The organism is Moorena producens 3L (assembly GCF_000211815.1).
Taxonomy (GTDB): domain Bacteria; phylum Cyanobacteriota; class Cyanobacteriia; order Cyanobacteriales; family Coleofasciculaceae; genus Moorena; species Moorena producens.
The window spans coordinates 59,028-81,931 of sequence record NZ_GL890944.1; the positions used below are offsets into that span (position 1 = coordinate 59,028).

Annotated in this window: 21 protein-coding genes and 1 pseudogene; 12 read left to right on the forward strand and 10 right to left on the reverse strand. The window is 45.2% G+C overall.

The features are described 5' to 3' along the window. Positions 1–64 precede the first annotated feature (64 nt). Positions 65–2,227, forward strand: coding sequence for a glycine--tRNA ligase subunit beta (gene glyS / locus LYNGBM3L_RS21595; RefSeq protein WP_044494267.1), 2,163 nt, complete (start codon positions 65–67; stop codon positions 2,225–2,227). A 165-nt stretch (positions 2,228–2,392) separates the two neighbouring features. On the opposite strand, the gene LYNGBM3L_RS49930 is transcribed toward glyS, so the two are convergent. Both LYNGBM3L_RS49930 and LYNGBM3L_RS49935 read right to left on the reverse strand, forming a co-directional pair. Further along, positions 2,393–2,515 carry a hypothetical protein gene (locus LYNGBM3L_RS49930; protein ID WP_353737184.1) on the reverse strand — a complete coding sequence of 41 codons (123 nt, stop codon included), beginning with the start codon at positions 2,513–2,515 and terminating at the stop codon, positions 2,393–2,395. Then, positions 2,476–2,628 (reverse strand): annotated as a pseudogene (locus tag LYNGBM3L_RS49935) (hypothetical protein); the annotation flags it as partial. The pseudogene LYNGBM3L_RS49935 and the gene LYNGBM3L_RS49930, both read right to left, overlap by 40 nt. On the opposite strand from LYNGBM3L_RS49935, the gene LYNGBM3L_RS21605 reads away from it, so the two are divergent. Further along, positions 2,605–3,177, forward strand: a complete 573-nt coding sequence (locus tag LYNGBM3L_RS21605; protein ID WP_324293503.1) for a sll1618 family protein — start codon at positions 2,605–2,607, stop codon at positions 3,175–3,177. The pseudogene LYNGBM3L_RS49935 and the gene LYNGBM3L_RS21605 overlap by 24 nt on opposite strands. Positions 3,178–3,356: 179 nt before the next feature. On the opposite strand, the gene LYNGBM3L_RS44075 is transcribed toward LYNGBM3L_RS21605, so the two are convergent. Continuing rightward, positions 3,357–3,527, reverse strand: coding sequence for a hypothetical protein (locus LYNGBM3L_RS44075; RefSeq protein WP_044494246.1), 171 nt, complete (start codon positions 3,525–3,527; stop codon positions 3,357–3,359). On the opposite strand from LYNGBM3L_RS44075, the gene sbcD reads away from it, so the two are divergent. After that, complete coding sequence (gene sbcD, locus LYNGBM3L_RS21615) at positions 3,520–4,743, forward strand: exonuclease subunit SbcD (RefSeq protein ID WP_008187888.1); 1,224 nt, start codon at positions 3,520–3,522, stop codon at positions 4,741–4,743. The genes LYNGBM3L_RS44075 and sbcD overlap by 8 nt on opposite strands. A gap of 11 nt (positions 4,744–4,754) precedes the next feature. On the opposite strand, the gene LYNGBM3L_RS21620 is transcribed toward sbcD, so the two are convergent. Further along, positions 4,755–6,071: an RNA-guided endonuclease InsQ/TnpB family protein gene (locus tag LYNGBM3L_RS21620; protein WP_044494271.1), complete on the reverse strand. Its 1,317-nt coding sequence runs from the start codon at positions 6,069–6,071 to the stop codon at positions 4,755–4,757. A 408-nt stretch (positions 6,072–6,479) separates the two neighbouring features. Beyond that, the gene (locus tag LYNGBM3L_RS21625; protein WP_008187894.1) at positions 6,480–6,911 is read right to left on the reverse strand and encodes a helix-turn-helix domain-containing protein; all 432 of its coding nucleotides are present in this window, start codon (positions 6,909–6,911) and stop codon (positions 6,480–6,482) included. A gap of 435 nt (positions 6,912–7,346) precedes the next feature. Here LYNGBM3L_RS21625 and LYNGBM3L_RS21630 point away from each other — a divergent pair, with 435 nt between their 5' ends. The 3 genes from LYNGBM3L_RS21630 (at position 7,347) to argH (ending at position 10,795) form a co-directional block, all read left to right on the forward strand. Further along, positions 7,347–8,807, forward strand: a complete 1,461-nt coding sequence (locus tag LYNGBM3L_RS21630; RefSeq protein WP_008187896.1) for a GAF domain-containing SpoIIE family protein phosphatase — start codon at positions 7,347–7,349, stop codon at positions 8,805–8,807. 28 nt (positions 8,808–8,835) lie between these two features. Continuing rightward, positions 8,836–9,087, forward strand: coding sequence for a hypothetical protein (locus tag LYNGBM3L_RS21635; RefSeq protein WP_008187897.1), 252 nt, complete (start codon positions 8,836–8,838; stop codon positions 9,085–9,087). 313 nt (positions 9,088–9,400) lie between these two features. Then, positions 9,401–10,795 carry an argininosuccinate lyase gene (argH, locus tag LYNGBM3L_RS21640; RefSeq protein WP_008187898.1) on the forward strand — a complete coding sequence of 465 codons (1,395 nt, stop codon included), beginning with the start codon at positions 9,401–9,403 and terminating at the stop codon, positions 10,793–10,795. Between the two features lie 579 nt (positions 10,796–11,374). On the opposite strand, the gene LYNGBM3L_RS21645 is transcribed toward argH, so the two are convergent. Further along, the gene (locus LYNGBM3L_RS21645) at positions 11,375–11,572 is read right to left on the reverse strand and encodes an Asl3888 family RNA-binding protein (RefSeq protein WP_008187899.1); all 198 of its coding nucleotides are present in this window, start codon (positions 11,570–11,572) and stop codon (positions 11,375–11,377) included. Between the two features lie 683 nt (positions 11,573–12,255). Then, the gene (gene rbp / locus LYNGBM3L_RS21650) at positions 12,256–12,546 is read right to left on the reverse strand and encodes an RNA-binding regulator (protein WP_008187900.1); all 291 of its coding nucleotides are present in this window, start codon (positions 12,544–12,546) and stop codon (positions 12,256–12,258) included. Between the two features lie 372 nt (positions 12,547–12,918). On the opposite strand from rbp, the gene LYNGBM3L_RS21655 reads away from it, so the two are divergent. After that, positions 12,919–13,374 carry an NUDIX hydrolase gene (locus LYNGBM3L_RS21655; RefSeq protein WP_008187901.1) on the forward strand — a complete coding sequence of 152 codons (456 nt, stop codon included), beginning with the start codon at positions 12,919–12,921 and terminating at the stop codon, positions 13,372–13,374. 32 nt (positions 13,375–13,406) lie between these two features. Here the strand turns inward: LYNGBM3L_RS21655 and LYNGBM3L_RS21660 are convergent, their stop codons facing one another. Then, positions 13,407–14,204, reverse strand: a complete 798-nt coding sequence (locus LYNGBM3L_RS21660) for a pantothenate kinase (RefSeq protein WP_008187902.1) — start codon at positions 14,202–14,204, stop codon at positions 13,407–13,409. A gap of 568 nt (positions 14,205–14,772) precedes the next feature. Here LYNGBM3L_RS21660 and LYNGBM3L_RS21665 point away from each other — a divergent pair. The 5 genes from LYNGBM3L_RS21665 to LYNGBM3L_RS34180 all read left to right on the forward strand — a co-directional run bounded on the left by LYNGBM3L_RS21665 (position 14,773) and on the right by LYNGBM3L_RS34180 (position 21,867). Beyond that, a complete protein-coding gene (locus tag LYNGBM3L_RS21665; protein WP_008187903.1) occupies positions 14,773–16,491 on the forward strand; it encodes a diflavin flavoprotein in 1,719 nt (572 codons plus the stop codon). Positions 16,492–16,532: 41 nt separating this feature from the next. Further along, positions 16,533–18,281 carry a diflavin flavoprotein gene (locus LYNGBM3L_RS21670; RefSeq protein ID WP_008187904.1) on the forward strand — a complete coding sequence of 583 codons (1,749 nt, stop codon included), beginning with the start codon at positions 16,533–16,535 and terminating at the stop codon, positions 18,279–18,281. A 517-nt stretch (positions 18,282–18,798) separates the two neighbouring features. Further along, positions 18,799–20,085 carry a cysteate synthase gene (locus LYNGBM3L_RS21675; protein WP_008187905.1) on the forward strand — a complete coding sequence of 429 codons (1,287 nt, stop codon included), beginning with the start codon at positions 18,799–18,801 and terminating at the stop codon, positions 20,083–20,085. Positions 20,086–20,114: 29 nt separating this feature from the next. Beyond that, positions 20,115–20,993, forward strand: a complete 879-nt coding sequence (locus LYNGBM3L_RS21680; protein ID WP_008187906.1) for a TauD/TfdA dioxygenase family protein — start codon at positions 20,115–20,117, stop codon at positions 20,991–20,993. Then, complete coding sequence (locus LYNGBM3L_RS34180) at positions 20,974–21,867, forward strand: class I SAM-dependent methyltransferase (RefSeq protein WP_008187907.1); 894 nt, start codon at positions 20,974–20,976, stop codon at positions 21,865–21,867. The genes LYNGBM3L_RS21680 and LYNGBM3L_RS34180 overlap by 20 nt, the downstream gene beginning before the upstream one ends. Before the next feature lie 58 nt (positions 21,868–21,925). Here LYNGBM3L_RS34180 and LYNGBM3L_RS21690 read toward each other — a convergent pair whose 3' ends face one another. Continuing rightward, positions 21,926–22,132 carry a hypothetical protein gene (locus tag LYNGBM3L_RS21690; protein ID WP_008187908.1) on the reverse strand — a complete coding sequence of 69 codons (207 nt, stop codon included), beginning with the start codon at positions 22,130–22,132 and terminating at the stop codon, positions 21,926–21,928. Between the two features lie 3 nt (positions 22,133–22,135). After that, positions 22,136–22,588 carry a class I SAM-dependent methyltransferase gene (locus LYNGBM3L_RS34185; RefSeq protein WP_008187909.1) on the reverse strand — a complete coding sequence of 151 codons (453 nt, stop codon included), beginning with the start codon at positions 22,586–22,588 and terminating at the stop codon, positions 22,136–22,138. Positions 22,589–22,904 lie beyond the last annotated feature (316 nt).

Here is a 22,904-nt window from a genome sequence, read left to right on the forward strand (position 1 = left end):
TCAAGAGGTACACTGGGGGAATTGGTAGTTAAAGATTATGGTTTTGATTAGTAATCAGTTCCCTATGTCTACATTTTTATTAGAAGTCGGTACAGAAGAATTACCCGCAGATTTTGTGGATAGTGCGATCGCACAGTGGCAATCGAGAATTCCCCAAACCCTGGATGAGTACTTTCTTACTCCAGAAGGAATTGAGATTTACGGCACCCCTCGCCGCTTAGCAGTTATCATTAAAGGATTACCTCAAAAGCAACCCGACCGAGAAGAAGAGGTTAAAGGACCACCAGCTAAGGCAGCGTTTAAGGATGGCCAACCTACTAAAGCAGCGATTGGGTTTGCCCGTAAACAGGGGGTAGAGGTAGATAATCTATTCCTCAGAGATACGGCTAAAGGCGAATTTGTCTTTGTTCAGAAACAGATATCCGGTCGCCCCGCTACGGAAATTTTAACGGAACTGATTCCCCAATGGATATTTGGATTGGAAGGAAGACGGTTCATGCGCTGGGCCAATGGAGATTTAAAGTTTCCCCGTCCGATTCGCTGGCTAGTCACACTTTTGGATGATGTAGTGCTACCGGTAGAGTTAGATAATAATGCCGAGATTATAAAAAGCGATCGCATTTCCAGTGGTCATCGGATCTTGTCTCCCAAACCAGTAGAGATTCCCCAAGCAACAGATTATCAGTCCTATTTGCGCAATGCTTATGTAGAGGTCAACCCTGAAGCACGTCGCGAGACAATCAAATCACAAGTGGAATCAGCCGCTAAACAATTAGGTGGTTATACCCCTCTGTACCCTGAGTTATGGGAAGAAGTCACTAATTTAGTGGAATGGCCGACAGCAGTAGTAGGTAAATTTTCCTCAGAATTCTTGAATTTACCTCAAGAAGTGGTCACCACAGAGATGGTGTCTCATCAGCGCTACTTCCCAGTATTCAAAACCGAAGCGGCTACTGAACTTATCCCCTATTTTATTACTATTGGTAACGGTGACCCGGCTAAATCCGAAATTATTGCTACTGGGAACGAGCGGGTAATCCGAGCCAGGCTAGCCGATGGACAGTTTTTCTACAAAACCGATATCGACTCACCCTTGGAAAGCTATTTACCCCAACTGGAGAAGGTCACTTTTCAGAAAGATTTGGGTTCAGTACGCCAAAAGGTCGGTAGAATAGAAAAGATAGCGAGTCAAATTACTGACCAGTTACGTCAACACTCTCCTAATCTAATCTCACCAGAGGCGATTACTCAGATTCAAAGAGCGGCCTTACTGTGTAAAGCCGACTTGGTTACCCAGATGGTCTATGAATTTCCTGAATTACAAGGGGTAATGGGACAAAAGTATGCCGTTACTAGTGGGGAATCTGAGCAAGTCGCAACAGCAATTTTTGAGCATTATTTACCCAGAGGTGCAGGGGATGCTCTACCTCAAACCCTGACCGGGCAAGTGGTAGGATTAGCAGACAGGCTAGATACTTTAGTCAGTATCTTTGGTTTAGGCATGTTACCCACAGGCTCTTCTGACCCCTTTGCTCTACGTCGTGCGGCTAATGGTATTATCAACATTACCTGGGATGCCAACTTACCGATTAATCTCCAACAGTTGCTACAAGATATTGCTGCAGATTTTGTAGCTGCTTATCCAGACAAAAACTCACCAATAGAGTCATTACAAGAATTTTTCTTACAACGGATTCGGACTCTGCTCCAAGAAGAAAATAAAATTGACTATGATTTAGTGAATGCTGTGTTAGGAGAAGATGATCCCGAGTATCAAAACAGGGCATTAATTGATGTGTTAGATGTACGCGATCGCGCTTTGTTTCTTCAGTCTATCCGAGATAATGGTACGCTGGATAAAATCTATGAAACTGTCAACCGTTCAGCTCGTTTAGCTAAACAAGGGGATTTAGATACCAAAGAGTTACAACCAACAACAGTAGTGACTCCGGAATACTTCCAGAAATCTTGTGAGCAAGCATTTTATGATGCCCTAGTGGAATTAGTGCCGAAAATTAAAGCGTCTCAGGAAGAGCGAGATTATCAGAAATTAGTGGAAGCACTAGAACAGATTGCTCCTACAGTTAGCACTTTCTTTGATGGTGACCAGAGTGTGTTGGTGATGGATCCTGACCCCAATATTCGCAGTAATCGGTTGAATTTGTTGGGATTGTTGCGGAATCATGCTCGTGTGTTAGCAGATTTTGGAGCAATTGTCAAGAGTTAGGGTTTGGTTTGTCAGCAATTAGCTATCAGCTATCAGTAATCAGTAATCAGTAATCAGTAAGCAGTAAGCAGTAATCAGTAATCAGTAATCAGTAATTAGCTATCAGCTATCAGCTATAATAAATCAGTAATCAGCAATCAGCAATCAGCAATCAGTAATCAGTAATCAGCTAAAGGCCAAGGCCAACGGCTGACGGCTGATCGCTGACCGCTGACCGCTGATCGCTGACCGCTGACCGCTGACCACTGACCACTGACCACTGACCACTGACCACTGACCGCTGACCACTGACCGCTGACCGCTGACCGCTGACCGCTGACCGCTGATAACTTTGGGGGATTGATCGTAAAAGCTCTATCTGCGGTTCTACTAAAATTGTGGTCAAATTGAAACTGACCCACTATGGAACTAGCCTCAGAACTGCCATGGAGATTTTGGAAACCGTAACGTTTGATGATGCGATCGCATTCACCGAATCGATAATGACCAAAATGGTAACAGGGGAACTAACATCGCCAGAAATTACCGAAGCGATCGCATCCTTAGTCAAGAGCAAGAATGGTGCTAGAGGTTTCTTTGTCACCTACCTTACCAGTGACAGCACCTTAGCTGACAATCCCTCACCAGAGGTGATCACAGCCCTAGAGTCATCCCCCGAAATCGTAGCCGAACTGTTAGTCAAAAATTTAGCTATGTCAGCGGCAATGGCATTGAACCATCGCCGCAATGGCAAAGAAGACATGGCTCAAGGATCAGACCGAGTGCGATCGCGTAGTGCTAATCTCATTAAACAACTAAACATGCCAAGCCTGTTTGACATTGCCCAACAGTTAAGGCAAAGCGCCCTTACTGGAGTTGGCAACTACCAAGAATTTCTCAAGCGCTGGAAATACGATTCTGATCAAAAACAGGTCATTCATGAAGCTTTATCTGACATTCTTGACCAATAATCAAAGGGATGTTTCCAAAAATCAAAAACTGACTATAGCAATTAATAGGAAAATAGCAATTTAAAAAATGTTAATTGCTATTTCCTAATCTCATCATGTCTACTTTCTAATAGTATAGCACTACCCATTCAAATGTTTGACGCTGCATCGCTCCTAAACTCCAAAACGTAAGTAATCGCTTACTTTTGACTTCTGACTTCTGACTTTTGACTTTTGACTTTTGACTTTTGACTTCTGACTTCTGACTTCTGACTTTTGACTTCTGACTTCTGACTTCTGACTTCTGACTTCTGACTTCTGACTTCTGACTTCTGACTTGCGCGTAGCGCTATATCATGGCTAATGATCAAAATTCTTCACCTATCTGATATCCACATGGGTAGTGGTTTCTCCCATGGACGAATCAACCCTGCTACTGGAATCAATACACGTTTAGAAGATTTTGTCAATACCCTAGCTAAATGTATTGACCGAGCCATTACCGAACCTGTGGATTTAGTTCTTTTTGGCGGTGATGCCTTTCCCGATGCCACACCACCACCTTATGTTCAACAAGCTTTTGCTAATCAATTTCGCCGCTTAGTAGATGTAAACATTCCTACCGTTTTACTAGTAGGAAATCACGACCAACACTCCCAAGGACAAGGAGGTGCTAGCTTATGTATTTATCGCACCTTAGGCGTGCCTGGATTTGTAGTAGGGGATAGCATCGAAACTCATAAGATTCAAACCGACAATGGTCGAGTACAGGTGATTACTCTACCGTGGCTAACCAACTCCACCCTTCTCAGTCGCCCAGACACCGAAGGTCTAACCCTAGCCGAGGTTAACCAACTCCTGATCTCACGGCTTGAGCCAATCTTAGAAGCAGAAATTCGTCAACTAGACCCAAACCTGCCAACGGTCTTGTTAGGTCATTTAATGGCAGACCAAGCTAGATTTGGTGCAGAACGCTTCCTAGCCGTTGGTAAAGGTTTTACTATTCCGCTCTCGCTGCTGACTCGACCCTGCTTTGATTATGTAGCTTTAGGACACATCCACCAACACCAGAATCTCAACCACTCCAATGACCCGCCAGTCATTTACCCTGGCAGCATTGAGCGGGTCGATTTCAGTGAAGAGAAGGAAGACAAAGGTTATGTCATGATTGAGCTGTCCAAAGGTCATGTTCAGTGGGAATTTTGTCCCTTGTCAGTGCGTCCCTTCCGTACCATTGAGGTCAACCTTGCTGAAGCAGATGATCCCCAAAGTACTTTACTAAACGCTATTGGTAACGAAATTATTAAAAACGCTATAGTCCGGCTGATTTACAAGCTACGTTCTGAGCAGCTCGACCTAATTGACAATAGTGCCATACATGAATCCTTGAGGGCAGCCCACCACTATACCATTCGTCCAGAATTAGTCAGCCAGCTAGCCCGTCCCCGCTTGCCGGAACTTGGTATAGGTAACAGTATTGACCCCATAGATGCGTTATCGACATATCTAGAGAATCGGCAAGACCTCAGAGATATTGCTGCAGATATGCTAGAAGCTGCAGAATGCCTATTAGAGAAAAATCGTTGACACTCCCCGCCCTATAAGGACGGGGATTCTTCGCTCAACGACCCGACTTGCTGTTCCTGGCCGGAACCAAGAACAGTAGAGGCCAGATCTCCCGAAGCGTTCTGATCTATGATCCAGGTTCCGGTGTGCCCCACCGTACCCAAGGCTCTTTTTAGGATATTGATTGCGGCGTTGTGGTCACGGTCTAATTCACAACCGCATTCACAGACGTGAGTTCTAGTTGATAGTGACTTCTTGACCACTTCGCCACATTCTGAGCAATTCTGGCTTGTATAGGCAGGATTGACTGGAACAGTGACTCTGCCAAACTTTTCGCCAAAGTGCTCTAACCATTTTCTAAATTGATACCAACCAGCATCATTAATAGACTTAGCAAGGCAATGGTTTTTAACCAAATTCTTGACTCTTAAATCTTCATAGGCAACCAGGTCGTTAGACCGGATTACGCAACGCGCCGGAGACGAAACCTTAGATAGTGGAGCCTTTATGGGTGTTCGGCTTTGCATAAAAGGGTTAAATCTTTTGTAATAAGGCTCCACTATCTTACGGTAACTTCTAACCAGTCTCTTGGCATGTTCTTCACGCTGCCTACTTATTTTAAGGTGTTGTCTGCCTAATCTATTAATGGCTTTCTTACGGTTAGATGAGCCTTTATTTTTCCGAGATACTCGGCGTTGATAAAATTTTAGACGCTTCTCTCCTGCCCTATAGAAGCGAGGATGAGGTTCAGTGTTTCCCCTAGAATCGGTATAGAACTCTTTTAGTCCTACATCTAAGCCTAGAGTGGTATCAGCTGGGTCTAATTGCTCTTTTACATCAACAGAGACGCAAAACTGAACGTAGTACCCATCAGCCCTTGTGACAATGCGAACCCGTTTGATCAATTTTTTATCGAAGCGCCACAAGTCCCAGGTACCCTTGAGTTTCAGCTTTCCTATTCCTTTCTTGTCACTGAAAGTGATTGACTTTTTATCAGGGGAAAGTTTCCATCCTGATTGTTTGTACTCAACAGATCTACAGTGTTTTTGAAAACGGGGAAAACCTTTCTTTCCTGGTACTTTTTTCTTGCAATTGTCATAGAAGCGAGTAATTGATGACCAGGCTCTCTCAGCCGCAGCCTGTCGAGCCGTTGAATTCAGTTCATTGGCAAAGGGAAACTCTTTGGCAAGTATTTTACTATACTTGCTGAGGTCATATTTTCCTGTGCCCTTATTATCCATCCACAGACGAATACAACTATTTCGGATAAACTTTACTGTCCGAATTGCTTCGTCAATAGCTTGATATTGGCACGATTTTCCGTAGGCTTTGAATTCAATTATGATCATCATAAATCGACCTCTTATGTATACAATTACGCTAACACATATAGCGTAATTATACAACTATGATTCAATATCTTTTCAAGGCGAATAAACTCGCTAAGCACTTTCATCCCGGAGACGAAACCTTAGAATAAGGAAGCCTTAATCATAAAGTTTTCACCCTTTACTCATAGCCGACCAACCATAAAGGCTTCCTTATTCTTGCGGTAACTTCTGACCGGCTCTAAAGAGACGGAGCTTTCAGTGTTGGGATTCCTAGTAATTGGTAATTAGCGACTAGCAGGAAAACTGCCACCAGCGATGCAGCGCGGTCTTGGGGAGGCAGTGCGGTCTTGGGGGTTTCCCCCATGAGCAACTGCCGTGGTCTCCCCCATGAGCGACTGCCGTGGTTTCCCCCACTCGCGCTTTGCATCAAGAAATGAAGTGAACATCACTGAAGGTTTCGATCCACAAACGAGCGCCACAATCGAGTGGGTGATCTGGCTGATAGACAATCCGACATGGGCCGAGGATTTCTACTTGGTTGCCGTATAGATTGTTGCCACTTCGTTTTACTGAAATCACTGGCTTCCGGTCTTTGGGACTTTTGTGCATATTCGAGCCAATGTGATTGCGGTTGACATTGATCTTAGCTAGAGCCGGAGGACGATTTTTAAGCCACTTACCCTTTGGGCCACGTCTGCCTTTGGTAATTTGAGGCAGATAGTTAAACAGGGGAATAATCCAGAATTTACCGCTTTTATAAGCACCTCTGACCCGGCCAGAGCTTAGGAGTTGTCGCAATCGTCTAGAAGAAATTCCTAACAGAGATGCCGCTTCAGTAGTACCAACGCACTTGTTCATCAGTTGACTCCTTAAACTATTCCGATAAAACTAGTATAACAGAAAAATTTGTGAAACGTGGAATCATCGGGTGCTATTAATTAATGCATTAAACTTCAGCACTCAGAAGATTCCCTGAATAACATTGAGTGTAATTAGGGCTATCATTAGACAAATCAGGTCAGTTGGAATGATTGGTTGGGACTTCTGGAATAGCTAAAAATGGCAATCAGTGCTACTGTAGGATGCCATACTGTTGCGCTAGTTATCCTACATGGTTGAATCAATACCTAAGCAAAACTACCGTGAAGATCCAGGGTCAGCCATCGTAGGCTTCACAGGTCAACAGTGTCAGCAACAGCTGCTTGACAAAACCTGAGTAGACATCTGTTCTAACTCCTGATTAACCTGATGGTTTGTGCAGCATAACTGGTAACGCTCCTAACACCTGATGCAATGACAGCACTGCCCATTCCCCACCAACCCTCAAGTTCAACGAATAGCACCAGCTCCTATGCTGCTGCTAAGAAAAACCCTGTGTCCACCCTCAAAGAACTGGTGGCACGTCTTTATCGAGAACAGCACAAGGTTCAAGATTTGTTAAGTTCATTGGGGTTTGCCTTACGCAGCTTCAACAATCTCAATCAGTTTTTAGAGTTAATTCCTCTAATGGCAGCACGGGTGAGTGATGCCGATGGGGGAGCTTTAATCTTGTTCAATCGAGATGGTCAGGTACAACGATCTGACCTACACTACCAGAACCCTCAGGTGGTTCAGACTATTCGTAAAGCGATAGAAAAGACCACCCACCAAGTGACAAGTCCTAATGGCCAAGGGGGGAATGATCAGCACACACCAACCTCTTTGAAACTGGTTCAGGCATCCTTTGATAAACTCTTGAGGGATTATCTTGAACCCAATATCAAACTGTTTAGTCTTCCGATTCTGGTTAAAAATGTTGAACAAGGACATTTGTATATCTTTAGCCATGACCCACAATATAACTGGACAGCAACACGACAGAAGTTGGTAAGGTTAGTGGCTGACCAAACTGCAGTAGCGATCGCTAATGATGAACTGAAAGTTGAGCTACGCCATAAAGAACGCTTAGATCGAGAGTTAGAAATTGGTGCCGATATCCAAATCCGCCTACTACCGCGCCAATGCCCTGAAATTGAAGGGGTGGAATTAGCGGCTTTCTGTAAAACCGCTAACCGTGTCGGAGGTGACTACTACGATTTCATTCCCACCAACTACGACCAGCTCGGACCGAAAAACTCCGGGGATGGTCATCTCACTGATGACCACAGTGCTTATTTACCTTGGAGCATTGTGATTGGTGATGTGATGGGAAAAGGGGTTCCGGCTGGGTTGATTATGACTATGACCAGGGGAATGCTGCGAGCAGAAGTACTAAACGGTCACTCCCCTGCACGCATTCTCGAACACCTGAACCGGGTTATGTATCCTGACTTGGAAAATTCCCATCGGTTCGTCACCCTGTTTTATTCTGAGTACGACCCCAAAACCAAGATTTTGTCCTATAGTAATGCCGCTCACAATCCCCCCTTGTTGTGGCAGGCATCAACCGGTTCTATCAAACCCTTGGATACCGCAGGAGGGATGCTGATTGGTTTAGAAATTGATTCTCAATACGAAGACTCTCACGTGCAGCTAGATTCAGGGGACACCATTATTTACTACACTGATGGGGTGACCGAGGCAGCGAATCTCAATGGCAATCGCTTTGATGAGGAAAATCTAACCCAAAGCTTCCAGTGGGCCTGTGAACATAGTTATAGTGCTCAGGAAATTTTAGATTACCTATTTCAGCAAGTCCAGCAGTTTACTGGTACAACAACTAACGGAGATGATATGACACTGGTCGTAATGCAGGTAAAATCAAGGCTTGACTAATAGATTTAACGTATAGGAAAGCATAGCAATGGTGATTGTAGGCATACAAACAGTAATAGTTCCGTTAGATAGCATTAGCGATTGGACTGATGTCTTGGGATGGCTGAACTCTCAGTTACCCATCGATGGGCTAGTTTTGGCTCAAACTATTGAAGATCCCGATGTACTCGGTCAAATCAAGACGGCGTGGCAAAAGTTTATTGATTCTGGTCAGGCTGTGGCGCTGGTGATTGGTTTAGTTGTTGGTTACTTATTCAGAAATCTAACTTCGTTTAACTAAATCGTCAGCTGTCAGCCGTCAGCTGTCAGCCGTCAGCTTAAGATACATCTTCCGTAGCCTGTGCGGTTCGCTTAGTCTACACCTATGCCCATTGCACAATGCCCAAACGGTAAAATTTAATAGTTCCAAATTTTATAGAATTGAAAGTCTGGGGATTTGCCCTTCTTAGCTTATGCTCTACGCGCCTAAGCTGATAGCTGATAGCTGATAGCTGATAGCTGATAGCTGATAGCTGAATGCTTATACTAAATCTAACTTCGTTTAACGAGTCTTTTGTGCTTTATCTTTTGTCCTTTATCTTGTTTCCAAAACTGTGACTGAGCAAAAAACCTGGAGTCAGAGATTTGAATCAGCGTTACATCCAGCAATTGCTTGCTTCAATGCCAGTATCGGCTTTGACATAGAACTGATTGAGTATGACATTACTGGTTCTGTGGCTCATGTCAAGATGCTTGCCCATACTGGCATTATTTCTGAGTCGGAAGCTCAGCAGCTAGTAGCTGGCTTAGAACAAATCCGTTCAGAATACCACCAAGGAAAATTTAACCCTGGTGTTGATGCTGAAGATGTACACTTAGCTGTAGAACGCCGCCTAACTGATATTGTGGGTGATGTTGGCAAGAAGCTACATACAGCGCGATCGCGTAATGACCAAGTTGGTACAGATACCCGACTCTACCTCCGAGACCAGATTGACCAGATTCGTAACCAATTACGTCACTTCCAAGAGGTCTTGCTCAATCTTGCCAAAGCTCATGTTGAAACCCTGATTCCTGGCTATACTCACCTGCAACGGGCTCAGCCAGTCAGTTTAGCCCATCACCTATTAGCTTACGTAGAAATGCTAGAGCGGGACTGGCAGCGTTTAGGGGAAATCCGACGGCGGGTGAATATCTCACCCCTCGGTTGTGGAGCCTTAGCAGGGACTACCTTCCCGATTGACCGACATCATACCGCCGAAACCTTGCATTTTGAAGGAATTTATGGTAATAGCCTCGATGGAGTAAGCGATCGCGACTTTGCCATTGAATTCCTCTGTGCTGCCAGTTTGATCATGGTACATCTGAGCCGATTGTCAGAGGAAATCATTCTCTGGGCATCTCAGGAATTTGGCTTTGTTACTCTCATCGATAGTTGTGCTACTGGTTCGAGCATCATGCCCCAAAAGAAAAATCCTGATGTTCCGGAACTGGTACGAGGTAAGACTGGTCGTGTCTTTGGTCATCTGCAAGGGTTGTTGGTATTGATGAAAGGGCTACCTTTGGCTTACAACAAAGACCTGCAAGAAGACAAAGAAGCACTGTTTGATAGCGTTAACACTATCAAAGCCTGTCTCGAAGCCATGACCATTCTCTGGCAGGAAGGGTTAGAATTTCGTACCGAACGTTTGGCATCAGCAGTTACTGAAGATTTCTCTAACGCTACCGATGTCGCTGACTATTTAGCCTCAAAAGGGGTTCCGTTTCGGGAAGCCTACAATCTGGTGGGTAAGGTGGTCAGAGGTTGTTTGGCATCCGGTAAGTTACTGAAGGATTTGAGCCTCGAACAGTGGCAAGAGTTGCATCCAGCCTTTGAAGAAGATATTTATCAAGCCATTGCCCCAATTCAAGTCGTAGCTCGTCGGAATAGTTATGGTGGCACTGGTTTTGACCAGGTTAGGCGAGGGATTCAGGATGCATGCGATCGCTTAAATTCCAATCATGATTGATCGCTAATTTATCGTAAGCATATGCGCTACGCGCACTCTACGCGAACAGCTATCAGCTGTCAGCCGTCAGCTATCATGCAGACGTAACTCAGATTAAACAAATGCTTACCTGTTTTATTCAAAAGCACCATCTGTAGCCCATAAGCACCTCACCTCAAGTAGCGTGCGCGTAGCGCATAAGGTGATAGCAGCATCTGTAGCAACATCTGTAGCCCATAAGCACCTCAAGTAGCGTGCGCGTAGCGCATAAGCTGATAGCTGACGGCTGAATGCTTACAATTTATCTCTAATTTAGATCTTGTCGATCTTGCACCAGTACAAAAATACTTAATAATCTTAATAATAGGGAAGTTCGGATCGGGAAACTTCGGATCAGAAGTAAGGATTTTTAGTTAGTTTTTGGCTTAAAAGATACTTTGACTTTTGTTTATTCCAATCACATAACCTTGACTTATTCTGACTCGAAGCTCCTGACTCGATACTCCTAAGTTTTCTACATCAACAGTAGTTAATCAACTGGGGTAGCTGCCTGATCGGATGTAAGGAGTCAGCTATGACAGTCAGCTGATAGCTGACTCCTTACATCGCACCAGTACCACCTTGGTAATTATCCTCGTTGTTAGTTTCTGCTGTTGTTTCCTCCGACTTAGGAGGTTTGCTACCGTACCGTCTATTTTTGGAAAAACGGCCCGTATTACGCTTGGATTTCCGAAACTTACGGGCGTAAGCTTGATTCCGCTGCGCCTTTTCCTTTTTTAGATTGCGGCGCTTTGCCATGTCTACCTCATTGATAAAAAAACAAAAACACTATCAAACCCAAGTCTTAGACTAGATTCAGCTTGGTTTATTTAAGTTACCCATTTGACACTCCCCGCCCTGGAAGGACGGGGATTCTTAGTTCTTCGACATGCCTTAAAATTAGTTATCCGCCAAAGGCAATATTTAAGCCAAATATCCGTTAAAAACCAAATATTGAGCTTAATTTAACTAACCCCAGTGGGCTTATCTCCCTAAGCGTTGAGTTTCCTCAGTTTCCGTGTGCCGGAGACGAAACCTTAGAAGAGTGGAGCCTTTATGGTTAGTCGTCTATGGGTAAAAGGGTTAAAACTTTGCCGATTTTGGCTCCACTCTTCTTACGGTAACTTCTAACCCCACGGTACTTTCATCTTTTAAGATTTGCTTTACTGGTTGTCGGTATCCGCGCTTGATCCATACGTTTTTAATGAGGTTTTTCGCGCCTCATGTACTAGCATCGCTTTACGTCGTTAGTTTGTTGACAGTACCGACGAATCCTGTCTGTGCTAGGCTACCTTTTTATTATACCACAGTGAACAAAAGCCCTCCTAGAAGGACGGGGCTTGAGACCCACTTTTTCGGTCACCCACGGCAAAGGAAAATGGTTAGTTTTCCACAACAGACTTCTTGATTGTCCTCGAAGCCTACTGTTGTTATAACTTATTCTAGAACCCACTGCGACTACGATTTCCTCGATTGTTGTCGTTGTCGTTAGTCTTTGGTCTAGCTTTGCGGACGCGCATAGAACGCCCCATCCATTCTGCACCATCTAGCTCAGCAATGGCAGATTCTTCCTGATCCGTTGTCCCCATATCAACAAAAGCGAATCCACGCCCTTGACCTGTTTCCCTATCTTTAGGAACTACTACTTTTGATACTGTACCATAATCCTGAAATACTTCCTGTAAGTTTTCAGAGGTAACCTGATAATCTAGGTTGCCAATGTATATAGTCATTTAGAGTTGTCCATCTGATCGAAAATGTTCAGATGAAAGTCGGTGAGAGGGCGAAGCACTGGTGCATATCTACCCAGGTTATGACATTGATGCAGATCGGTCAAAGGAGGGCACCCCATGAGCGACTACCGGTGCGGTCAAAAGAGACCCCCTATTCGCGCTTTGCATCAAGACAGAGATTTAACCAGAAGTGATTCGCCTGTGAACCGGTCAGGTATTCCTTAGGCTCCTAGCTGTTAACTACTCAGACGTTCAACGTTGAATTGCATCACAATGGACTTTTCAATCACTGACGTTACCGAACTTGCATCCATAATGTCTATCATAGCAGTCAGTAAAACCAACACACACACTTCATAGCCCTATCATCACATGAGAAGATTATGGCAATTTGTCCAAACAGTTCTGGGGATTATATTTCGACATCCTATTACCGGTACGAGCATCATTCCACTCTTGCCGGATGGGCGAATTGTGCTAGTTCGACGTCGTGACAATGGTAAGTGGGCTCTACCAGGAGGGATGGTTAACTGGGGTCAAGATATTCCAACGACTATCGAACGGGAATTATTTGAGGAAACCGGACTTGAGTTGCTCAAGATTCGCCAGTTAGTTGGGGTTTACTCAGCACCAGGAAGAGATCCCAGAGTCCATTCTATCTGTATTCTGGTAGAAGCTGATGTGACTGGAACCATGGAGGTACAGGACGTATTGGAAATTAGTGAAGTCAAGGCGTTTGAACTGGAAGCTATCCCTAAGGGAAACCTCAGCCATGACCATGACCGTCAGTTACAGGACTATTTTGAGGGTAATATCACCGTTGCTTAATTCCCCATTCCCCACAAAAGTCACCGCAGCAACTAACTACCAACGACTGACAACATTCCCCAAAAGATTAAGTAAGGATCAACAATAATCTGAGCTGCTATTCCAGGAAATTGAGATTGGAGATAAGTAACTAACTGCTCAGAGTCGCCACCAGTCAGAGCAATCGGACTGTTGGGAAACTCCCTTTGCCAATCCTCAATAAAATCCCGGATACTAGCTAATACTGTATAGACCACACCACTTGCCATGGCTCCTGATGTTTCGAGTGACCAACGCTTTGGTAACTGAGCTGGTAGTTCAATGGCGGGTAATGCTCCAGTTTTTTGTGCTAGAGACTGTAACTGTAATCCTAATCCTGGCAAGATAGCCCCTCCGATTAGCTGTAGGTTTTGGTTAGCACCAGTAAAGGTTAGAGCAGTACCAGCATCAATAACCAAAATTGGATAACTATACCTGTGACCAGCACCAAATAACGCCAAGGCGCGGTCAATGCCTAGGGTGGGATATAGTCCGGAAAGGGGTAAATCTTCCAGGGTCAATATTGTAGTATCGGAATAGTTTTGCCAGAGTGCTGTTTGGGCAGGTACTACTGAAGCGATGTAAAGGGGTAATGGCTTGGATGTGTCTGTACCCTGAGCTCCTAACTGGGGTGGGAAAATTTCCTCTGACATTACATTAGACGTCCAGTCCTTGATTAACTGCGCTACAGCTGCTGGGGTTAGATGGTTGGTATCCCAGGCTTTTTTGAGGGTGTTATCCACAAACCAAGCCCAATGTAGCCGGGAATTGCCAATCACTAATCCTAAAAAGCTGTTTGCCTTAGTTGTCATATAGCAGTTATCAATTGGGTTAGGTCCTTTCGTTTTCGGTTGCGCGGGAGTCGGGAGTCGGGAGTCGGGAGTAGGGAGTAGGGAGGACACAACTCTACCGATAGGTTGAACGCGATGGACGCGCGTCCCGCTTTGCTGCGAAGCGCGTGGCCTAAAAGCCAAGGTTGAAGGTTGAAGATTGAAGGTTGGTTGGTTGAAGGTTGAACGCGATGGACGCGCGTCCCGCTTTGCTGCGAAGCGCGTGGCCTAAAAGCCAAGGTTGAATGTTGAAGGTTATTGAACGCGATGGACGCGCGTCCCGCTTTGCTGCGAAGCGCGTGGCCGAAAGGCCAAGGTTGAACGCGATGGACGCGCGTCCCGCTTTGCTGCGAAGCGCGTGGCCTAAAAGCCAAGGTTGGTTAAGGCTAGGATTAGCCTAGGGCATTAGCTATCAGCTATTGGTGGTGACTGAACTATAACCAATCCTAAATCAGAGCTATAGCATATTTAAATCCAGCTTTTGAAGATATTTGTGTAAAAATAAAGAAAAGTTACATAACTTAAAAATAGCGGATAAAGGAGTAAAGGGATGGTAGTACTCACTGACCGGGTTCAAAAGCGGCTAACCATAGAGACTAGCGAGATTGCTCCAGATACCACAACTATTCGTTCTTTGGATTGGGATCGCGATCGCTTCGACATCGAATTTGGACTACAAAACGGCACCACGTACAACTCGTATCTGATTCGGGGTGAGAAAATTGCCTTGGTCGATACCTCCCATGAAAAATTCCGCCAGCTATATTTAGATACTCTAACTGGACTAATTAACCCTACCGATATTGATTACCTAATTATCAGCCATACCGAACCAGACCACAGTGGCTTAGTCAAAGATATCCTTGCACTGGCTCCAGATATTACTGTGGTGGGCTCAAAAGTGGCAATCCAGTTCCTGGAAGACTTTGTACATCAACCGTTTCAGCGCCAAATTGTCAAAACTGGTAATCAGCTAGATTTAGGCAATGGGCATATCCTGGATTTTGTTAATGCCCCTAATCTCCATTGGCCCGACACCATGCTCACTTACGATGGGGGGACTAAGGTGCTGTATACTTGTGATGTGTTTGGCATGCACTACTGCTCTGCTAGCACCTATGATGACAACCTCAGCGCTATCGAAGCAGATTATCGATTTTACTACGAATGCCTGATGGCTCCCAATGCCCGTTCAGTGCTATCTGCTCTCAAGCGGATGGATAAGTTGGGAGAGGTGACTACTATTGCTAATGGTCATGGTCCTCTACTGCGCCACAATGTAGAACAACTGGTAGGAAATTACCGCAACTGGAGTCAAGCTAAGGCCAAGGCAGAAAAATCCGTTGTTGTGTTTTATGTCTCAGATTATGGCTATAGCGATCGCATTTCTCAAGCGATCGCCCTAGGGATTACCAAAACTGAGATTGCTGTGGAGATGATGGACCTCAAATCCGCTGACCCCCAAGAGGTTCAGGAAGCGGTCAACCGCGCGGCTGGCATAGTGATTGGCATGGCTCCAGCCACAAACAGCAACACTACAGCAGCAGTTAGCACGGTATTGGCTGCGGTCAAATCCAAGCAATCCTTTGGTCTGTTTGAATCCTATGGCGAAGATGACGAACCGATTGACCCCCTACGCAGTCAATTGAGAAGCCTAGGACTCAAAGAAGCCTTTCCTGGGATTCGCATCAAAGACACTCCTAGTGAAACCACTTACAAGCTTTGTGAAGAAGCTGGTACTGACATCGGGCAATGGTTGAGTCGCGATCGCTTGATCAAGAACATGAAATCCCTAGATACAGACCTAGACAAAGCCCTAGGTCGTATCAGTGGTGGGTTATACATCATTACCGCTAAGAAAGGGGATGTCAAGAGTGCGATGTTAGCCTCTTGGGTGAGCCAAGCTAGCTTCGAGCCTCTCGGTTTCACCATTGCTGTAGCCAAAGACCGGGCGATTGAATCCTTGATGCAAGTGGGAGACCGCTTTGTACTCAATGTACTGGAAGAAGGCAACTACCAAGACTTGATGAAACACTTCCTCAAGCGCTTCAAACCTGGTGCTGACCGCTTTGCAGGGGTTAATACACAAACCGCAGAAAACGGTTCCCCGATTCTGAGCGACGCCCTAGCCTATCTAGAGTGTAAAGTTACCACTCGTATGGAGTGTAGTGATCATTGGATTGTTTACTCTACCGTTGACACCGGACGGGTTTCTAAGCCAGAGTCTCTGACTGCTATCCACCATCGGAAAGTGGGAAATCATTACTAAACATTAATAGCAGTTCTAAATGTAATCGGCTAACCTGAACCATGAACACTACAAAACCCCGTGACGTCCAACCTCTCTATATTGCTACCGATACCCTCATATTGCGATCGCGTACTTGGGACCGGCTCAAATTTGAAATCGAATATGCCTTGCAACGAGGCACCACTGCTAATTCTTTTGTCATTAGAGCTGATCAAATCGCCCTATTCGATCCACCAGGAGAATCCTTTACAGAGGTATTTCTCAAAGCATTACAAGAACGCCTTGACCCAAAGCTGATCGATTATGTCATCCTCGGTCACATTAATCCCAATCGCCTGGTTACTCTGAATGCTCTGCTCAAACTTGCTCCTAATATTACCTTTGTTTGTTCCAATCCTGGTGCTAAATCCTTGCGCACTCTGTTTGAGAAACTAGAGGATAAAGCTATTCCAGAACAGGAGCTCAAAATCCTGGTAATGAAAGGGGATGACACTCTCGATTTAGGGAAAGGTCACATCCTAGATTTTATCCCTACCCCTAATCCCCGTTTCCCTGATCAGCTTTGTACCTACGATTCTAAAACTCAAATCCTATTTACAGATAAATTATTTGGTGCTCATGTCTGTGGCGACCAGGTAATGGATGAAGGTTGGAGGGTTTATGACGAAGACCGACGCTATTATTTTGATTGCCTGATGGCACCCCACGCCCGACAGGTGGAAACAGCTTTAGCTAAATTAGATGACTTTGATGCTAAGCTTTATGCTACCGGTCACGGACCTTTGGTGCGCTATGGCTTTCAAGAACTGACTGAATCCTATGGAAAATGGAGTAAGCAACAACAAGCTCAAGAGGCTAATGTTGCCCTAATTTATGCCTCAGCTTACGGCAATACTGGAGCAATTGCCCAAGCGATCGCACGAGGTATCACTAAAGCTGGTGTATCGGTAGAATCCCTTAACTGTGAAGCAGCTGACCCGGAAGAGATTGGCGCTGCTGTGGAGAAAGCAGACGGATTTATCATGGGTTCTCCTACCCTAGGAGGTCACGCACCAACCCAGGTTCAAACCGCTTTGGGTATGGTTTTATCTAGCGCTACTAAAACTAAGCTAGCGGGTGTCTTTGGTTCCTATGGCTGGAGTGGGGAAGCCATAGACCTATTAGAAAGTAAGTTCCGGGATGCGGGTTACAAGTTTGGCTTTGAGACGATTCGGGTCAAATTTAAGCCTACAGACAAAGACCTCAAATACTGTGAAGAAGCCGGTACAGATTTTGCTCAAGCCCTGAAAAAAGCCAAAAAAGCCCGGAAACCCAAGCAACCTGCTGGTGAGTCTTCCGCTGCCCGCACGGAGCAAGCGGTGGGACGGTTGATTGGTTCACTGTGTGTTGTGACTACTAAACAACAAGACCTGACCGGAGCGATGCTAGCTTCCTGGGTATCTCAAGCTACCTTTACGCCTCCAGGGTTAACCGTAGCGGTAGCTAAAGAACGAGCAGTTGAGTCTTTGATGCACACTGGGGATAACTTTGTATTGAATGTGTTAGAAGATGGGAAACATTTACCCTTGATGAAACAGTTTCTTAAACCATTTGGACCTGGTGAAGACCGATTTGGTGGGATAAAGATCGAAGAATCAGAGAATGGTTGTCCAATACTAAGTGATGCCCTAGCTTATTTGGAATGTACTGTAGAAAATCGGATGGAATGTGGTGACCACTGGCTAGTTTATGGGGTAGTTAAAAATGGGAAGGTGCTATCTGATGGAGTAACTGCTCTGCATCATCGTAAGTCGGGAACCTATTATTAATAGGAGATAGTTTTTTGGTTTAAAGGGAACAGGGAACATAACTATATCTGTAAGCTATCAGCTATCAGCGTGTCGCGTATCAGCGTGTCGCGTATCAGCCTTTGGCTGACGGCTGACGGCTGAATGCTTAGCAGCTATCAGCTTTTGAATAAAAGAGGTCAGCATTATTTTAATCTCTATTACGTCGGCACCTCAAGTAGCGTGAGCTTTTAGCTCACGGCTGACGGCTGACGGCTGACCGCTGAATGCTTACCGATGTTTTAACCTTTACTTCGACTGCTATAGACCTAAAAAAAGTGATGCTCAGCAAAGAGTGTCGCTTTTTTTTATTAACCCTCAAACTATACCAGGATCATTATACTTCATAAAAATCTCCCCCGACTCCCGACTCCCTCGGTGCGCTTTCCGTTGGCGAATTAAATTCGCCACGGGTCGCACCGCTCCCGACTCCCGACTTCCAAATCGGACTATTTTTAACTACCTGTTATAATATTGCGGTAGCCAAGGACTAATCACAATGAAGTCTAAACTCAAATATATCCTGCGTTGCACGTTGTGTGGAAAAGACTATGAACCAGACCCTTTCCGCCTTTGCTGTGACGAAGAACATGAGCCATCCCTTCTGCGTGCTGTCTATCCTAACGAAAAGCTAGAAGTCAAAGAGAATCTCCCAGGTTTATTCCGATATATCGATTGGCTACCGGTTGATCGATACTTAGAGACAGAAGGTAAACCGATTACTTATCAAAGCAAAAATCTGGCTCACCATCTCGGATTAGATCATCTTTTCATTTGTTTCAATGGCTACTGGCCAGAGCGAGATGCTGATCTTTCTACTTGTTCGTTTAAAGAATTAGAAGCTTTCCCGATATTAGCTAGAATACCAGAGGATAACCCCAAAACCCTAGTCGTTGCTTCAGCTGGAAATACTGGCCGAGCGTTTGCTACGGTTTGCTCTAAGCTGAAGATTCCCTTTTGCTTGGTCATTCCAGAGCAAAATTTATCCGCCATCTGGTCAAAGGAGCCGTTTGATTCTTGTGTTCGTCTGATTGCTGTTGGTGGGAATAGTGACTACTCCGATGCCATTCGGATCGGAAAAATTATCAGTGAATTAGAGGGTTTCTTTCCGGAAGGAGGAGCTAAAAATGTAGCCAGACGGGATGGCATGGGGCTAACCGTTGTGGATGCTACAGTAACCATTGGGGAAATTCCTGATCACTATTTCCAAGCTGTGGGTTCCGGTACTGGTGGGATTTCAGCTTACGAAGCCAATCTCAGATTTTTAGCAGATGGCAGATTTGGCAACAAAAAAATCAAGCTTCACCTCTGTCAAAATATTCCTTTTACCCCCATGACCGATGCCTGGAAAGCAGGTAGTCGAGACATTACTGCTTTGAGCGAAATAGAAGCAAAAAAATCCATTAGTCAGGTTTCTGCAAAGGTACTTACCAACCGAAACCCGGCTTACTCTCTTGCAGGAGGACTTTATGAAGCATTGGCTGATACTGAGGGAGAAATGTATGGTGTGACTAATGACGAATCAGAGAAAGCAAGAATTTTATTTGAAAAATTGGAAGGAATAGATGTTAGTCCTGCTGCCGGTGTTGCTACTGGTGCTTTAATTCAAGCAGTTGAAGCGGGTAAAATAGGGAAAAAGGACACCATTGTGCTCAATATTACTAGTGCAGGCTACAAACGGATGCGCCAAGATTATCCGTTACACTACCTCAAACCTGATTTAGTTTTTAAACCTGAAGAGATTGAGCCGGATATTCTGGAACAGAGAATTACCAGTGTATCATAACGGTTTACCAGTTAAACAGTTCAATATCCATGAAAACCTTATCCACTCTTGCAGTCCATCAACTCAAACCCTTTGGGGTGAAGCTGACGAACGTTGATCTTAATTCCCCAGAACAATGCGATCGCATTCGAGAGCTGCTCTACGAAAATGGGGTAGTGATCATCCCTCCTGACGGAGGCAGTTTCGGTGATCAACCAATCCAAGCTGATGCAAGTCTGTTAAAGTTGGCGGGGCTTTTCGGGAAGATCGAGAACTACCACCCAGTAAACGCACCCAAAGACAGCACTGGCAAGGTGCAAATTCTGGAAACCATGGGTGACACGGGGATTCCAGCGGATTCCTTCCTATTCCACTCAGATATGAGTTGGCGAATGAACCCATCCCGGGCCAGCGTATTATGTGGGTTTATCCTGCCTCCTAACGGTGGTAATACCTGCTTCCAAAATGCTAACCAAATGTACCGCAATCTCTCACCAGAACTAAGGGAGCAGTTGCATGGTATCAGCGCTCTCCACTCTCTCCAGAAGGGTTATGCCCGGGTCAACCGACCGGATGATGTGACTAATGACGTGCAGGCTATTCATCCGGCAGTGATTAAGCATCCCGACACAGGTGTGCCACTGCTCTATCTGAACTCAAATTTCACGGTGTCCTTGGTAGGAATGTCGGAAGAGGAGAGTACGGAACTTTTGAACCGCGTCTTTGAGCAAGCCAACCGTCCAGACCAGGTTCTTTGCCATTCCTGGACTAAGGGGGATGTGGTGATCTGGGACAACTTTGGAGTGCAGCACCTGGCTAGGGCAGACTACCTTGGCCTGCGCCGAATGCACCGGGTGGTGGCCCACGACCCCGATCTGCGGACAGAGCGTTATGTAGGGGAAACAGGGGATGCCAAGGAAACCATATAATATCGAGCACTACCTGAAGCAAGATGACAATCAGGCTGGTTACGGCGACAACAATTCAGACCAGTCAGCGGCCCAATACAACCAAGCACGCAGCCCCTTTGGGGTAAAAGAGATCTTGGGATTTGTCCGGCCAGGAGATATGGTGTTAGACGCTGGCTGCGGCACAGGGCAGCACGCACGATACCTTGCTGAGGTGGCGAGTAAAGTTGTGGGAATTGACACCGATTCCGCGCGGATTGCGATCGCCAAAGAACATTGTCAAGACTTGGACAATGCCAGCTTTGAGGTGGGTTCTGTCACCAAGCTTCCTTTTGAAGACGGTTCCTTTGACCTAGTGCTGTTGGCCCAAGTGCTACACCACCTTGGAGGGGAAGACGTCCATTCAGCATCTTTAACGGAGCAATGTGAGCAGGCGATCGGGGAAGCCAAACGAGTGCTGAAACCTAGTGGACGACTTGTACTTGTCACGACTAGCCGAGAGCAGCGTCGTAAAGCTTACTGGCATTTTAACCTATTTCCAGAATCAGCGTGGGAGCGTCTGGATTCGGTCTGGTCCGTGACCGAGGGTGTTTGGTTCACATCGCTGATGGAGAAAATGGGGTTCACCATGACTGGTAATGTAACCCCAGCGGAATCCCACTGGATTGAAGCCCAGGATGAACAGATGGTGAGGCTTAGCCTCGACCCTGGTTGGCGGTCAACAGATGTGGCATTTGCGTTGCTGACACCTGCTGAAATGAGCCAGTTTGTGGCTCAGGTCGAAGCGGTGCTAGGGGATGGCTCTGCAAAGGAGCTAATCAATGGAGCGATTGCGGGGCGTGCTTCCCATGGGGAGGCTACGGTATATGCCTATGACCTTAAATCTGACCTTTAAAGCCCTGTTGTGATTGTTGATATTTTCCTCAAGGTGGGGAAAATATCATTCAGTCAAGTTATTTTTTAGTTCCTTCGATCATCACACCAACAAAGCCCAAATCATGAGTTTCCATAGAAAATCCTACTGATTCAAGCAATTCCTGAAAATAGCTGAAAGGATAAGCATTAGGAAAATGGGAACCCCGTTCTAAAATCACTTGATTGCCATTGATCCTTTCTACTTTTAAACCGGTTTTAGCATAAAAGCGTAAGCGCTCATCCATGACTTATGGAGCACATTTAAAAGTCGAAATAAATATCTTTTTGTCTACTAATTTTTCGAGATTATCGAAAATAATTTCATGAACTTCTTGAGGAATATTGCCGATGGTATTCCATCCCAGTAAAGCATGAGTAAACCTTTCTTGAACCAGAGTAGGTAAATGTTCCGCTCTTCCGAGAATGACTTTTACATTATCAAAAGTTGCAGTTGATTCTTTAGCTATGTTTACCAGTTGTTCGGCAAAATCAATTCCTGTGATCTTGCCGACAAGGGGGGCAAGATGACGAAGATAACGTCCCTCACCACATCCTACCTCCAGAACACTATCCACCCCTTCAAAGGTTCTCTTGATAAATTCTTCTTCTAACTTCTGATACTCCCTGACTCCTTCCGTCTCATTTTGAGGATCGAGCAAAGTCAATCCGATCCCTTCGTAAAAGTCTTTGCTATCTTTCATGATGTCTTCTATCCTTTAACAGCTTCACCTAGTGTACCAGCATGAAGAGTTTACCAGCATGAATGAAATTATGCAAAAACTTTTCTAGATCGGCTTTTTGCAGTTCAGGGTTAGCCAGCATTAACCGAATCATCACCTGACCTTGATAATAAGCATAGTTGACAAAAGCTGTTCCCGAATGAAATAATCGGTTGTGTATGTCTAGATTCAGCTGGTCTAATCTAGATTATCTTAACTCTGAACTTTAAACCCCTGTTGTGATTGTTGAGAGGATATCTCCCAAGTTTTTTGATACTGTAATTTTGTCNCNCNCTCG

What these genes read in the sequence shown, in the direction of transcription:
- glyS (WP_044494267.1), top strand. Translation starts at nt 65, where the DNA reads ATGTCTACATTTTTATTAGAAGTCGGTACAGAAGAATTACCCGCAGAT.
- sbcD (WP_008187888.1), top strand. Translation starts at nt 3,520, where the DNA reads ATGATCAAAATTCTTCACCTATCTGATATCCACATGGGTAGTGGTTTC.
- LYNGBM3L_RS21620 (WP_044494271.1), bottom strand. Translation starts at nt 6,071, where the DNA reads ATGATCATAATTGAATTCAAAGCCTACGGAAAATCGTGCCAATATCAA.
- LYNGBM3L_RS21625 (WP_008187894.1), bottom strand. Translation starts at nt 6,911, where the DNA reads ATGAACAAGTGCGTTGGTACTACTGAAGCGGCATCTCTGTTAGGAATT.
- LYNGBM3L_RS21630 (WP_008187896.1), top strand. Translation starts at nt 7,347, where the DNA reads ATGACAGCACTGCCCATTCCCCACCAACCCTCAAGTTCAACGAATAGC.
- LYNGBM3L_RS21635 (WP_008187897.1), top strand. Translation starts at nt 8,836, where the DNA reads ATGGTGATTGTAGGCATACAAACAGTAATAGTTCCGTTAGATAGCATT.
- LYNGBM3L_RS21645 (WP_008187899.1), bottom strand. Translation starts at nt 11,572, where the DNA reads ATGGCAAAGCGCCGCAATCTAAAAAAGGAAAAGGCGCAGCGGAATCAA.
- rbp (WP_008187900.1), bottom strand. Translation starts at nt 12,546, where the DNA reads ATGACTATATACATTGGCAACCTAGATTATCAGGTTACCTCTGAAAAC.
- LYNGBM3L_RS21655 (WP_008187901.1), top strand. Translation starts at nt 12,919, where the DNA reads ATGAGAAGATTATGGCAATTTGTCCAAACAGTTCTGGGGATTATATTT.
- LYNGBM3L_RS21660 (WP_008187902.1), bottom strand. Translation starts at nt 14,204, where the DNA reads ATGACAACTAAGGCAAACAGCTTTTTAGGATTAGTGATTGGCAATTCC.
- LYNGBM3L_RS21665 (WP_008187903.1), top strand. Translation starts at nt 14,773, where the DNA reads ATGGTAGTACTCACTGACCGGGTTCAAAAGCGGCTAACCATAGAGACT.
- LYNGBM3L_RS21670 (WP_008187904.1), top strand. Translation starts at nt 16,533, where the DNA reads ATGAACACTACAAAACCCCGTGACGTCCAACCTCTCTATATTGCTACC.
- LYNGBM3L_RS21675 (WP_008187905.1), top strand. Translation starts at nt 18,799, where the DNA reads ATGAAGTCTAAACTCAAATATATCCTGCGTTGCACGTTGTGTGGAAAA.
- LYNGBM3L_RS21680 (WP_008187906.1), top strand. Translation starts at nt 20,115, where the DNA reads ATGAAAACCTTATCCACTCTTGCAGTCCATCAACTCAAACCCTTTGGG.
- LYNGBM3L_RS34180 (WP_008187907.1), top strand. Translation starts at nt 20,974, where the DNA reads ATGCCAAGGAAACCATATAATATCGAGCACTACCTGAAGCAAGATGAC.
- LYNGBM3L_RS21690 (WP_008187908.1), bottom strand. Translation starts at nt 22,132, where the DNA reads ATGGATGAGCGCTTACGCTTTTATGCTAAAACCGGTTTAAAAGTAGAA.
- LYNGBM3L_RS34185 (WP_008187909.1), bottom strand. Translation starts at nt 22,588, where the DNA reads ATGAAAGATAGCAAAGACTTTTACGAAGGGATCGGATTGACTTTGCTC.